Source organism: Streptomyces sp. GL_141, assembly GCF_057834385.1.
On record NZ_CM174402.1, the window covers coordinates 2,214,715 to 2,227,850 of the forward strand.

Genomic DNA, 13,136 nt, shown 5'->3' on the forward strand with positions numbered 1-13,136 from the left:
GGTCGACCACTGTTCCACCGGGCATCTTGTTCATCAGACTGCGTCCACTTACGCCGTGCCCACTTATCTACCCGACTCCAAGCCCGCCCAGTGTTTCACCCCGGCCGAACCCGGCCATAACACTCCGGCACCATCGCACACCGGCCGCACCCTGCGGGTGGATTCCCAGACGACGGCACCATGGCGACCGTGAAGGTAAGTAACCTGGCATCCGTTGTCCACCGCGTCGAAGGAGACTTGTGATCACGGCACGGGCGGCTGCCAGTTTCGATCCACAGGGGCGTTCCGTCGCTGCTGCCCGCGCATTCGTCCGCGACACCCTCCAGGGCTGGGGTTTCGCGGACATCGTCGACGACGCGGTGGTCCTCACCAGCGAGCTCGTCACCAACGCCGTGGTCCACGCCGGCACCCGGGCCGAGGTCCTGTGCCTGCGCACCGAGGACGGCGTACGCGTCGAGGTCGCCGACCGCTACCCGGAACGCGAACTCCCGCTCCAGCACCCCGGCGAGCGCCCGTACGCCGATCCCGACCGCGAGAACGGCCGCGGGCTCATGCTCTGCGCCGCCCTCGCCACCCGCTGGGGCGTCGAGTACACGGCCACGCACAAGCACGTGTGGTTCCGGCTCGACATGCCGGACCGTCCGGTCGGTACCCGCTCCGCGGGACCCGTCGTCCCCGACCAGCTCCTCCCGCTGGCCGACAGCCGGGTCCGCGTCGCCGTCCTCCAGATCGACTCCGCCGGGACCATCTCCGCCTGGAACGAGGACGCCGAGATCATCTTCGGCCACCTCGCCTCGAAGGCGGTCGGCCGCCCGCTCGCCGAGCTCGCCGCCTGGCCGCAGACCCCCGGCACCGGTACCGGCATCGCCGAGGCCCTGCGCCTGTCCCGCTGGGAGGGCAGCTACGGCATCCGCGGCGCCGACGGCCGCGTCATCCCCATCTACGCCTCCCACCTGCGGGTCCGCGATGCCCACGGCGAGCCCTCCATCGTCTGCCTGCTCGTGCACGACGACGAGCGGGCCCTGCTGCAGAGCCCCGTACGGGTCCCCATGGACGGCGGCCAGCTGACCGAGTCCCGTCCCACGGACCCCTTCGAGATCTTCATCGGCTCCCCCGCCCCCGACGACCTCGACGGCCTCCTCCAGCGCACCGTGGAACGCGCCCGCGACCTCCTCGACGCCGACTCCGCCTTCCTCCTCCTCGCCACCGACGACGAGACCGAGCTCGAAGTCCGCGCCACCACCGGCCTGCCCTCCACCCGCCAGCGCTTCGCCCGCGTCCCGGTCGAAGCCGGCACCAACCGGTACGGCAGCGCCCGCATGCCCGCCGTCCACGAGGATCTCATCGTCGTCCCCGGTGCGGTACCCCTCCTGGAAGCCACCGGCATGCGCTCCGCGATCACCGTCCCCCTCAAGGTCGAAGGCCGCCTCACCGGCTCCCTCGGAGTCGCCTCCGAGATCCCCGGCCGCTACTCCAACGACGACGCCCTGCGCCTGCAGTTCGCCGCGGACCGCATCGCCCTCGCCGTGGAATCGGCCCGCCTCGGCGAGCTCGAACGACTGCGCCGCGGCTCCCTCTCCTTCCTCGTCGAGGCCTCCGACCTGCTCGCCGGCACCCTCGACCGGGACCAGACCCTGGCCCTCATGGCCCAGATGACCGTCCCCACCCTCGCCACCTGGTGCGCCGTCTACACCATCGCCGACCAGGCCTCCGACCCGTTCCTCTCCTACGTCCTGCACGAGGACGAAGAACGCATCGACGGCCTCAAGGCCCTGCTCGCCCAGGTCAGCCCGCCCGAGCCCGTCCGCGAATCCGGCGCCCGTCCCTGGCCCGAGACCTCCGTGGCGGTCGGCGGCGAGACCGTGGTCCTCCCGCTCCTCGCCCGCAACCGCGTCATCGGCATGCTGACCCTCGGCAAACCCTCCGAGGAGCACTTCCGGCAGGAGATCCTCGAACTCGCCGAGGACCTCTCCCGCCGCGCCGCGCTCGCCCTGGACAACGCCCGCCTGTACTCCGAGCGCACCGCCATCAGCCGCTCGCTCCAGCGCAGCCTGCTGCCGCCCGGCTCCCCCACGATCCCCGGCATCGAGGTCGAGGTCATCTACCGAGCGGCCGGCGAGGGCAACGAGGTGGGCGGCGACTTCTACGACGTCTTCCCGATCCGCCCCGGCGTCTACGGCTTCGCCATCGGCGACGTCTGCGGCACGGGCCCGGAGGCGGCCGCCGTCACCGGCCTGGCGCGCCACGCCCTGCGCCTCCTGGCCCGCGAGGGCCTGGGCGGCCCGGCCGTACTGGAACGCCTCAACGCGGCCATCCTCGACGAGGGCGACCGCAGCCGCTTCCTCACCCTCCTGTACGGCGAGCTGCACCCGCAGCCCGACGGCGGCGCCCACATGAAGGTCGTCTGCGCGGGCCACCCGCTGCCGCTGCGCCTGCGCCCGAACGGCGAGGTGACCTCCGCCGCCGACCCGCAGCCCCTCCTCGGCGTCCTCGACGACCTGGACCTCTACGAGCAGACCCTCACCCTGGACCCCGGCGACGTCCTCCTCTGTGTGACCGACGGAGTCACCGAACGCCGCGAGGGCACCCGCATGCTCGGCGACGACGGCCTCGCCGAGGTCCTCACCACCTGTACGGGTCTCACCGCCGGCGCCGTCGCCTCCCGCGTCCTGCGCGCGGTGGAACGCTTCGCCGCCGAACCGGCCTCCGACGACATGGCCATCCTCGCCTTCCGCATCCCCCGGCAGCGCGACGGCGACTGAGCACCGTCGCGCCACTGGCCTTACCGGCGGGGCCCCGCCACCAGGATCATGAACGACGGGGCCGCCATTTCCCCGGTCCAGGGGGCACGGCCCGTCTCGACGACCGATTCACGGCCGGTATCGGCACGGGACGGGGCCATGGGCGTGGACGGGGAGGCTCCGTCGCCGGCCAGGGCCGTCTTGAACGTGTGGGCGAGGTGTCGGATCCGTTCGGTACTCATGAGCGTTCCTCCCGTGGATCGAGGGCCTTGGAACTCCTTCTGATCCCATTGCGCCCCGAGCCCCGCCCCTGGTCACGGCCCGAAGATTCGGGGCTTGACGGGAGGCCCAGGACCCCCCTCACACACAGAAGGGCCCCTGCCACCAGGCAGAGGCCCTTCCACGCCGTCCCTCAGAGGCCGTCCCTCAGACGTCATCCCTCAGACGTCATCCCGACGCGTCAGCGCGATCCCGAGCACGTCCCGCACGTACCGCTCGACGAACTCGGGCAGCCAAGGATCACCGGCCATCCGCTCGAAGACCTTCACCAGACGATCGTCCGGCTGGTCGGTCAGCAGGACGATCCGCCAGGTATTGAGCGGCTGCTCGTCCGTACCCGCGACCCCGTGCTGTACGTGGAACAGTGGCTGGCGGTCATCCGCGTGCAGGGGAGCCCCGTCCACGTCGGCGAAGGTCTCCCGGCCGAGGAAGGTGACCACCTGCCGGTCGTGGTTCAGGTACGTCTCCTCGAGCACGAGCCCGTACGCGTCCGGCTCGAGCCACAGCCTCTGCCGCGACTGCCTGACGAACTCGGCCCCCAGCTCCGCACCCGTCCGCCCCGGCACCCAGGCGGAGGCAGAGCCCTCCTTGATGACGTACGGAATGAAGGCACCCGGATTGCCGGCCTTCCGGATCTCCATGTCCCAGATCCCCGCCCGGTCCAGGGCCACCGGTTCTGCGGCGACGTACCGCTCCCCCAGGATCCGGTTCACGTCCACGGCCGGCAGAACCGCCCGGGTGTACCTCTCGTCGGCCCAGGCCTGCTCGAACTCGGCCTCGGCCGGAGTCTGATCCGACATCACGCATCCCTCCCCATGAACAACATCCTCAAGATCAATCCGAAGGATACGCAGGGAACAATCAGGGAACGCAAAAAGGCCCCCGCCAATGGCGGGGGCCTTCTCGTTTTGGAGCCCTTTAACGGAATCGAACCGTTGACCTTCTCCTTACCATGGAGACGCTCTACCGACTGAGCTAAAAGGGCGGGTTGTTCGGCGGCGTCCTACTCTCCCACAGGGTCCCCCCTGCAGTACCATCGGCGCTGAAAGGCTTAGCTTCCGGGTTCGGAATGTAAACCGGGCGTTTCCCTAACGCTATGACCACCGAAACACTATGAAGTTAACCAACCGGATATGAACACAGTTCGTTACTTCAGAACTAACACAGTGGACGCGAGCAACTGAGGACAAGCCCTCGGCCTATTAGTACCAGTCAGCTCCACCCGTTACCGGGCTTCCACATCTGGCCTATCAACCCAGTCGTCTACTGGGAGCCTTACCCTCTCAAGGAGGTGGGAATACTCATCTTGAAGCAGGCTTCCCGCTTAGATGCTTTCAGCGGTTATCCCTCCCGAACGTAGCCAACCAGCCATGCCCTTGGCAGGACAACTGGCACACCAGAGGTTCGTCCGTCCCGGTCCTCTCGTACTAGGGACAGCCCTTCTCAATATTCCTACGCGCACAGCGGATAGGGACCGAACTGTCTCACGACGTTCTAAACCCAGCTCGCGTACCGCTTTAATGGGCGAACAGCCCAACCCTTGGGACCGACTCCAGCCCCAGGATGCGACGAGCCGACATCGAGGTGCCAAACCATCCCGTCGATATGGACTCTTGGGGAAGATCAGCCTGTTATCCCCGGGGTACCTTTTATCCGTTGAGCGACGGCGCTTCCACAAGCCACCGCCGGATCACTAGTCCCGACTTTCGTCCCTGCTCGACCCGTCGGTCTCACAGTCAAGCTCCCTTGTGCACTTACACTCAACACCTGATTGCCAACCAGGCTGAGGGAACCTTTGGGCGCCTCCGTTACTTTTTGGGAGGCAACCGCCCCAGTTAAACTACCCATCAGACACTGTCCCTGATCCGGATCACGGACCGAGGTTAGACATCCAGCACGACCAGAGTGGTATTTCAACGACGACTCCACAACCACTGGCGTGGCTGCTTCAAAGTCTCCCACCTATCCTACACAAGCCGAACCGAACACCAATATCAAACTATAGTAAAGGTCCCGGGGTCTTTCCGTCCTGCTGCGCGAAACGAGCATCTTTACTCGTAGTGCAATTTCACCGGGCCTATGGTTGAGACAGTCGAGAAGTCGTTACGCCATTCGTGCAGGTCGGAACTTACCCGACAAGGAATTTCGCTACCTTAGGATGGTTATAGTTACCACCGCCGTTTACTGGCGCTTAAGTTCTCAGCTTCGCCACACCGAAGTGTGACTAACCGGTCCCCTTAACGTTCCAGCACCGGGCAGGCGTCAGTCCGTATACATCGCCTTACGGCTTCGCACGGACCTGTGTTTTTAGTAAACAGTCGCTTCTCGCTGGTCTCTGCGGCCACCCCCAGCTCACGGAGTAAATCCGATCACCAGTGATGGCCCCCCTTCTCCCGAAGTTACGGGGGCATTTTGCCGAGTTCCTTAACCATAGTTCACCCGAACGCCTCGGTATTCTCTACCTGACCACCTGAGTCGGTTTAGGGTACGGGCCGCCATGAAACTCGCTAGAGGCTTTTCTCGACAGCATAGGATCATCCACTTCACCACAATCGGCTCGGCATCAGGTCTCAGCCTTATATGAGGGACGGATTTGCCTACCCCTCGGCCTACACCCTTACCCCGGGACTACCACCGCCCGGGCTGGACTACCTTCCTGCGTCACCCCATCGCTTACCTACTACAAGTCTGGTTCGCCGGCTCCACCACTTTCCTTTCCCCGAAGGGTCCGGAACGGCTTCACGGGCTTAGCATCGCCTGATTCGATATTGGGCGTTTCAAAGCGGGTACCGGAATATCAACCGGTTGTCCATCGACTACGCCTGTCGGCCTCGCCTTAGGTCCCGACTTACCCTGGGCAGATCAGCTTGACCCAGGAACCCTTAGTCAATCGGCGCACACGTTTCTCACGTGTGTATCGCTACTCATGCCTGCATTCTCACTCGTGAACCGTCCACAACTAGCTTCCGCTGCTGCTTCACCCGGCACACGACGCTCCCCTACCCATCACAGCGGGCGTTGGCCCTATTGCTGCAATGACACGACTTCGGCGGTACGCTTGAGCCCCGCTACATTGTCGGCGCGGAATCACTTGACCAGTGAGCTATTACGCACTCTTTCAAGGGTGGCTGCTTCTAAGCCAACCTCCTGGTTGTCTCTGCGACTCCACATCCTTTCCCACTTAGCGTACGCTTAGGGGCCTTAGTCGATGCTCTGGGCTGTTTCCCTCTCGACCATGGAGCTTATCCCCCACAGTCTCACTGCCACGCTCTCACTTACCGGCATTCGGAGTTTGGCTAAGGTCAGTAACCCGGTAGGGCCCATCGCCTATCCAGTGCTCTACCTCCGGCAAGAAACACGTGACGCTGCACCTAAATGCATTTCGGGGAGAACCAGCTATCACGGAGTTTGATTGGCCTTTCACCCCTAACCACAGGTCATCCCCCAGGTTTTCAACCCTGGTGGGTTCGGTCCTCCACGAAGTCTTACCTCCGCTTCAACCTGCCCATGGCTAGATCACTCCGCTTCGGGTCTAGAGCGTGCAACTCAATCGCCCTATTCGGACTCGCTTTCGCTACGGCTTCCCCACACGGGTTAACCTCGCTACACACCGCTAACTCGCAGGCTCATTCTTCAAAAGGCACGCAGTCACGACCGTTATTCCGAAGAATAACGGCGACGCTCCCACGGCTTGTAGGCACACGGTTTCAGGTACTATTTCACTCCGCTCCCGCGGTACTTTTCACCATTCCCTCACGGTACTATCCGCTATCGGTCACCAGGGAATATTTAGGCTTAGCGGGTGGTCCCGCCAGATTCACACGGGATTTCTCGGGCCCCGTGCTACTTGGGAGATTCTTAAGCAAGCCGCTGATGTTTCGTCTACGGGGGTCTTACCCTCTACGCCGGACCTTTCGCATGTCCTTCGACTACATCAACGGTTTTTGACTCGCCGACCGGCCGGCAGACCGATCAAAAGAATTCCCACAACCCCGCATGCGCAACCCCTGCCGGGTATCACACGCATACGGTTTGGCCTCATCCGGTTTCGCTCGCCACTACTCCCGGAATCACGGTTGTTTTCTCTTCCTGCGGGTACTGAGATGTTTCACTTCCCCGCGTTCCCTCCACACTGCCTATGTGTTCAGCAGTGGGTGACAGCCCATGACGACTGCCGGGTTTCCCCATTCGGACACCCCCGGATCAAAGCTCAGTTGGCAGCTCCCCGGGGCCTATCGCGGCCTCTCACGTCCTTCATCGGTTCCTGGTGCCAAGGCATCCACCGTGCGCCCTTAAAAACTTGGCCTACAGATGCTCGCGTCCACTGTGTAGTTCTCAAGCAACGACCAGTCACCCATCACCCTCATCCGAAGACGAAGTTCACTGGGGCCGGCATCGCGAAGATAAAGCCTTTCGGCCGTACCCTCAGATACCCAACAACGTGCCAAGCACCAGACCTCTTCCGAATCCTCTTTCCACGCCGAAGCAGTACTTGAGAATCATCAGATCATCTGGTGCCAACTAATCAACGTTCCACCCTGAGCTGACCGTGCAGAACGTTTGTCTGCAATCGGTACTGTGCTCCTTAGAAAGGAGGTGATCCAGCCGCACCTTCCGGTACGGCTACCTTGTTACGACTTCGTCCCAATCGCCAGTCCCACCTTCGACAGCTCCCTCCCTTACGGGTTGGGCCACCGGCTTCGGGTGTTACCGACTTTCGTGACGTGACGGGCGGTGTGTACAAGGCCCGGGAACGTATTCACCGCAGCAATGCTGATCTGCGATTACTAGCAACTCCGACTTCATGGGGTCGAGTTGCAGACCCCAATCCGAACTGAGACCGGCTTTTTGAGATTCGCTCCACCTCACGGTATCGCAGCTCATTGTACCGGCCATTGTAGCACGTGTGCAGCCCAAGACATAAGGGGCATGATGACTTGACGTCGTCCCCACCTTCCTCCGAGTTGACCCCGGCGGTCTCCTGTGAGTCCCCATCACCCCGAAGGGCATGCTGGCAACACAGGACAAGGGTTGCGCTCGTTGCGGGACTTAACCCAACATCTCACGACACGAGCTGACGACAGCCATGCACCACCTGTATACCGACCACAAGGGGGGCACTATCTCTAATGCTTTCCGGTATATGTCAAGCCTTGGTAAGGTTCTTCGCGTTGCGTCGAATTAAGCCACATGCTCCGCTGCTTGTGCGGGCCCCCGTCAATTCCTTTGAGTTTTAGCCTTGCGGCCGTACTCCCCAGGCGGGGAACTTAATGCGTTAGCTGCGGCACCGACGACGTGGAATGTCGCCAACACCTAGTTCCCAACGTTTACGGCGTGGACTACCAGGGTATCTAATCCTGTTCGCTCCCCACGCTTTCGCTCCTCAGCGTCAGTAATGGCCCAGAGATCCGCCTTCGCCACCGGTGTTCCTCCTGATATCTGCGCATTTCACCGCTACACCAGGAATTCCGATCTCCCCTACCACACTCTAGCTAGCCCGTATCGAATGCAGACCCGAGGTTAAGCCTCGGGCTTTCACATCCGACGTGACAAGCCGCCTACGAGCTCTTTACGCCCAATAATTCCGGACAACGCTTGCGCCCTACGTATTACCGCGGCTGCTGGCACGTAGTTAGCCGGCGCTTCTTCTGCAGGTACCGTCACTTTCGCTTCTTCCCTGCTGAAAGAGGTTTACAACCCGAAGGCCGTCATCCCTCACGCGGCGTCGCTGCATCAGGCTTTCGCCCATTGTGCAATATTCCCCACTGCTGCCTCCCGTAGGAGTCTGGGCCGTGTCTCAGTCCCAGTGTGGCCGGTCGCCCTCTCAGGCCGGCTACCCGTCGTCGCCTTGGTGGGCCATTACCCCACCAACAAGCTGATAGGCCGCGGGCTCATCCTTCACCGCCGGAGCTTTTAACCCCCGCCCATGCAGGCAGGAGTGTTATCCGGTATTAGACCCCGTTTCCAGGGCTTGTCCCAGAGTGAAGGGCAGATTGCCCACGTGTTACTCACCCGTTCGCCACTAATCCACCCCGAAGGGCTTCATCGTTCGACTTGCATGTGTTAAGCACGCCGCCAGCGTTCGTCCTGAGCCAGGATCAAACTCTCCATGAATGTTTACCGGTTATCCGGTGCACACGCACTTAGAGCGGGACAGTCATGTCGGAATAAGACCGACCGTCCACTGCGTCCTCGCTGTGTAATTGCCTGCAAGTGTCAGGGCCGAAGCCGCGACCTCACAGGTCTTTTTCAAAGGAACCTCATCCACCGAAATGGACGGGGTATCAACTTTTTGGCGTTGATTTTTGGCACGCTGTTGAGTTCTCAAGGAACGGACGCTTCCTTTGTACTCACCCTCTCGGGCTTTCCTCCGAGCTTTCGTTCTGTTCTGTTCTTGCGTTTCAGACTCTATCAGAGTCTGTCTCGCTTGTTTTCCGCCTTCCAGTTCTTCGCTTTCGCGTTTCCCTTTCCGGCGATTCCAACTCTACCAGATCATTTCCGTGCTCTGCTTCTCGAAAGTTGCAGTGGACTTGGATTTGAATTGGACGGCCATTGGAGAGCCATTCCCTTTCGGGCGAGCCAGACTTTATCAGGTTTCCCTGCTCTGGAATCCCACCCGCCCGCATCGACATGGCCGGGCACACGTGTGTGCCGGGGTGCCGTGCGAGGTGGAGACGTAAACGTACTGGAGCGGGGCCCCCGGATGCAAATCCGGTTGCCCCGCTCCGGCGTGGTCGCTACGGCGAGGCTCAGACCTCGACGACGACCGGGAGGATCATCGGGCGCCGGCGGTAGCCGTCCGAGACCCACTTGCCCATGGTGCGGCGGATGAGCTGCTGGATCTGGTGCGGCTCGGCCACGCCGTCCGCGGCGGCTCGGGCGATGGCTTCCTCGATCTTCGGCAGGACGGAGGCGAACGCCGAGTCCTCGATGCCGGAGCCGCGGGCCTGGATGTTCGGGCCGCTGACGATCTTGCCGGTGGTGCTGTCCACCACGACGTAGACCGAGATGATGCCCTCGTCGCCGAGGATCTTGCGGTCCTTGAGGTGGGCTTCGGTGACGTCGCCGACCGAGAGGCCGTCCACGTAGACGTAGCCGGCCTGGACCTTGCCCGAGATGCGGGCCTTGCCGTCGATGAGGTCGACGACGACGCCGTCCTCGGCGATGACGATGCGGTCCTTCGGTACGCCCGTCAGGGCGCCGAGCTCGGCATTGGCGCGCAGGTGGCGCCATTCGCCGTGGACCGGCATCAGGTTCCGCGGCTTGCAGATGTTGTAGAAGTACAGCAGCTCGCCCGCGGAGGCGTGGCCGGAGACGTGCACCTTGGCGTTGCCCTTGTGCACGACGTTGGCGCCCCAGCGGGTCAGGCCGTTGATCACGCGGTAGACCGCGTTCTCGTTGCCCGGGATGAGCGACGAGGCCAGGATGACCGTGTCGCCCGGGACGATCCGGATCTGGTGGTCACGGTTCGCCATGCGGGACAGGGCCGCCATCGGCTCGCCCTGCGAACCCGTGCAGACCAGGACGACCTCGTGGGCCGGCAGGTCGTCGAGGGTCTTGACGTCCACGACCAGGCCGGCCGGAACCTTCAGGTAGCCCAGGTCACGGGCGATGCCCATGTTGCGGACCATCGAGCGGCCGACGAAGGCGACCCTGCGGCCGTACTCGTGCGCGGCGTCGAGGATCTGCTGGATGCGGTGCACGTGGCTCGCGAAGCTCGCCACGATGATCCGGTTGTTGGCGTTGGCGAACACCGTGCGCAGGACGTTCGAGATCTCGCGCTCGGGCGGGACGAAGCCCGGGACCTCGGCGTTCGTCGAGTCCGAGAGGAGAAGGTCGATGCCCTCTTCGCTCAGGCGCGCGAAGGCGTGCAGGTCGGTGAGGCGGTTGTCCAGCGGGAGCTGGTCCATCTTGAAGTCACCGGTGCACACGACCATGCCGGCGCCGGTGCGGATGGCCACGGCCAGGGCGTCCGGGATGGAGTGGTTGACCGCGATGAACTCGCAGTCGAAGGGGCCGAGGTTCTCGCGCTCGCCTTCCTTCACCTCGAGGGTGTAGGGGCGGATGCGGTGCTCCTGGAGCTTGGCCTCGATGAGCGCCAGCGTCAGCTTGGAGCCGATCAGCGGGATGTCCGGCTTCTCCCGGAGGAGGTAGGGGACGGCGCCGATGTGGTCTTCGTGGCCGTGTGTGAGGACGATGCCCTCGATGTCGTCGAGGCGATCCCGGATGGACGAGAAGTCCGGCAGGATCAGGTCGATGCCCGGCTGCTCCTCTTCGGGGAAGAGGACACCGCAGTCGACGATGAGCAGGCGGCCGTCGAACTCGAAGACGGTCATGTTGCGGCCGATCTCGCCGAGCCCGCCCAGGGGGGTGACCCGAAGGCCGCCCTTGGGGAGCTTCGGCGGCGGACCGAGTTCAGGATGCGGATGGCTCAAAAGGTTCTCCTTCACCACGCGCGGCCACGTACCCGTCGAGGCACGTGGCGCGCATGTCATTCGTGCACTTGCTGTTGTCTTGTGTGGTTCTGCTTATTCAGTTGTGAAGTCTGATGTCAGAGCTGTACCCCGCCGGCGGCAAGATCGATCTTGAGCTGCGCCGTCTCTTCGGCGGTCAGCTCGACCAGCGGGAGCCGCAGCGGGCCCGCGGGCAGGCCCTGCAGGTTCAGCGCGCCCTTGGTGGTGATCACACCCTGGGTGCGGAACATGCCGGTGAAGACGGGGAGCAGCTTCTGGTGGATCTCGGTCGCCTTCTGGACGTCGCCGCCCAGGTGGGCTTCGAGCATCTCGCGGAGCTCGGGGCTGACCACGTGACCCACCACGGAGACGAAGCCGACCGCGCCGACCGACAGGAGCGGCAGGTTCAGCATGTCGTCGCCGGAGTACCAGGCCAGGCCGCTCTGCGCGATGGCCCAGCTGGCGCGTCCGAGGTCACCCTTGGCGTCCTTGTTGGCAACGATACGGGGGTGCTCGGCCAGTCGGACGAGTGTTTCCGTATTGATCGGGACACCGCTGCGACCCGGGATGTCGTAGAGCATGACCGGGAGCTCGGTGGCGTCGGCGATCGCCGTGAAGTGCCGGAAGAGGCCCTCCTGCGGCGGCTTGCTGTAGTACGGGGTGACCGCGAGCAGGCCGTGAGCGCCGGTGCGCTCGGCCTGGCGGGCCAGCTCGAGGGTGTGACGGGTGTCATTGGTGCCGATGCCGGCGACCACGTGGGCCCGGTCTCCGACCGCTTCGAGTACGGCTCGTACGAGGTCGTTTTTCTCCGCGTCAGTGGTGGTCGGCGACTCACCGGTGGTGCCGTTGATGATCAGGCCGTCGTTGCCTGCGTCCACCAAGTGGACGGCGAGCTGCTGCGCGCCGTCGAGGTCAAGTGCGCCATCCGCCGTAAACGGCGTGATCATGGCGGTGAGGACCCGCCCGAAGGGGGTCTGCGGAGTCGAGATCGGAGCCATGGGTAACACGCTACTCGCTGCCATGCTCGCGGTGTCCCCTCGGGGGACGTGATGAGGGTGTTGGAGCCCGGCACTGCCTGCTCGGGGGTTCAAGCAGTGCCGGGTCCGTTTGATCAGCCTAGATGAACTTTACGAAACGTGGCAATACGGACACTTCAGACTTGTTCCGTACATCCGTGCGGAACCGGGAGATCCGGGCATACGGGGCACCTGGGGCGGCGGGGCCGAACGGGCGGCCCGGGCCCCGCGTGCTCGCGGTCGGCGGAGCTGACGCAGCGCCATAAAGTTTGATTAATGTCCCGAAAATCGGCACCGATCGGGCCTTTCGTACGTCCTACTTCGTAGAACGTCCGCCCATCCTGCCCCCACCGCCCCAAGGGCCCTGACCGTGAGGAGAGTCGTTTCCCATGTTCCGCCGGCGCGAACCCGTCCCGTTCGCCTTCGTCGCCGAGGCCGACCGATTCCGCAGCAACGTCACTCCGCCGCCGCGCGAGAGTCTGAGCAAGACCCAGATCGCCGCCCGTAGTCTGGTCGGACTGACCGTCGTCGCGGGGCTCGTCGGATCCCTGCTCTTCGGCATCCCCGCACTGCAGCCGAGCCACGCACCGGCGAAGTCGCAGCAGTCGGAGGCATCCGAGGGGCGGTAGCCTCACGGGCACAGCCCA

6 protein-coding genes, 1 tRNA gene and 3 rRNA genes are annotated in these 13,136 nt (G+C 63.7%); 2 read left to right on the forward strand and 8 right to left on the reverse strand.

Annotated elements, in window-relative coordinates:
- Positions 1–239: 239 nt before the first annotated feature.
- Positions 240–2,762, forward strand: coding sequence for a SpoIIE family protein phosphatase (locus AC3IX6_RS09265; RefSeq protein ID WP_489369741.1), 2,523 nt, complete (start codon positions 240–242; stop codon positions 2,760–2,762).
- A 20-nt stretch (positions 2,763–2,782) separates the two neighbouring features.
- On the opposite strand, the gene AC3IX6_RS09270 is transcribed toward AC3IX6_RS09265, so the two are convergent.
- From AC3IX6_RS09270 to dapA, 8 genes are all read right to left on the reverse strand, one after another.
- The gene (locus AC3IX6_RS09270; RefSeq protein ID WP_489369742.1) at positions 2,783–2,983 is read right to left on the reverse strand and encodes a hypothetical protein; all 201 of its coding nucleotides are present in this window, start codon (positions 2,981–2,983) and stop codon (positions 2,783–2,785) included.
- Positions 2,984–3,181: 198 nt separating this feature from the next.
- The gene (locus AC3IX6_RS09275) at positions 3,182–3,820 is read right to left on the reverse strand and encodes a hypothetical protein (RefSeq protein ID WP_489369743.1); all 639 of its coding nucleotides are present in this window, start codon (positions 3,818–3,820) and stop codon (positions 3,182–3,184) included.
- A gap of 109 nt (positions 3,821–3,929) precedes the next feature.
- Positions 3,930–4,005: transfer RNA gene (locus AC3IX6_RS09280), tRNA-Thr, on the reverse strand.
- Between the two features lie 5 nt (positions 4,006–4,010).
- Positions 4,011–4,128: ribosomal RNA gene (gene rrf, locus AC3IX6_RS09285) — 5S ribosomal RNA — on the reverse strand.
- Between the two features lie 74 nt (positions 4,129–4,202).
- Positions 4,203–7,326: ribosomal RNA gene (locus AC3IX6_RS09290) — 23S ribosomal RNA — on the reverse strand.
- Between the two features lie 283 nt (positions 7,327–7,609).
- Positions 7,610–9,134, reverse strand: a 16S ribosomal RNA gene (locus AC3IX6_RS09295).
- Together the 16S, 23S and 5S rRNA genes with 1 tRNA gene alongside form the textbook arrangement of a ribosomal RNA operon.
- A 635-nt stretch (positions 9,135–9,769) precedes the next feature.
- Positions 9,770–11,455 carry a ribonuclease J gene (locus AC3IX6_RS09300; RefSeq protein ID WP_274549819.1) on the reverse strand — a complete coding sequence of 562 codons (1,686 nt, stop codon included), beginning with the start codon at positions 11,453–11,455 and terminating at the stop codon, positions 9,770–9,772.
- A 116-nt stretch (positions 11,456–11,571) separates the two neighbouring features.
- The gene (gene dapA / locus AC3IX6_RS09305) at positions 11,572–12,471 is read right to left on the reverse strand and encodes a 4-hydroxy-tetrahydrodipicolinate synthase (protein WP_266904008.1); all 900 of its coding nucleotides are present in this window, start codon (positions 12,469–12,471) and stop codon (positions 11,572–11,574) included.
- Positions 12,472–12,878: 407 nt separating this feature from the next.
- On the opposite strand from dapA, the gene AC3IX6_RS09310 reads away from it, so the two are divergent.
- Positions 12,879–13,118, forward strand: a complete 240-nt coding sequence (locus AC3IX6_RS09310) for a hypothetical protein (protein ID WP_243337485.1) — start codon at positions 12,879–12,881, stop codon at positions 13,116–13,118.
- Positions 13,119–13,136 lie beyond the last annotated feature (18 nt).

Coding starts and splice junctions, on each gene's coding strand:
- AC3IX6_RS09275 (WP_489369743.1), bottom strand. CDS start 3,820: ATGTCGGATCAGACTCCGGCCGAGGCCGAGTTCGAGCAGGCCTGGGCC.
- AC3IX6_RS09270 (WP_489369742.1), bottom strand. CDS start 2,983: ATGAGTACCGAACGGATCCGACACCTCGCCCACACGTTCAAGACGGCC.
- dapA (WP_266904008.1), bottom strand. CDS start 12,471: ATGGCTCCGATCTCGACTCCGCAGACCCCCTTCGGGCGGGTCCTCACC.
- AC3IX6_RS09310 (WP_243337485.1), top strand. CDS start 12,879: ATGTTCCGCCGGCGCGAACCCGTCCCGTTCGCCTTCGTCGCCGAGGCC.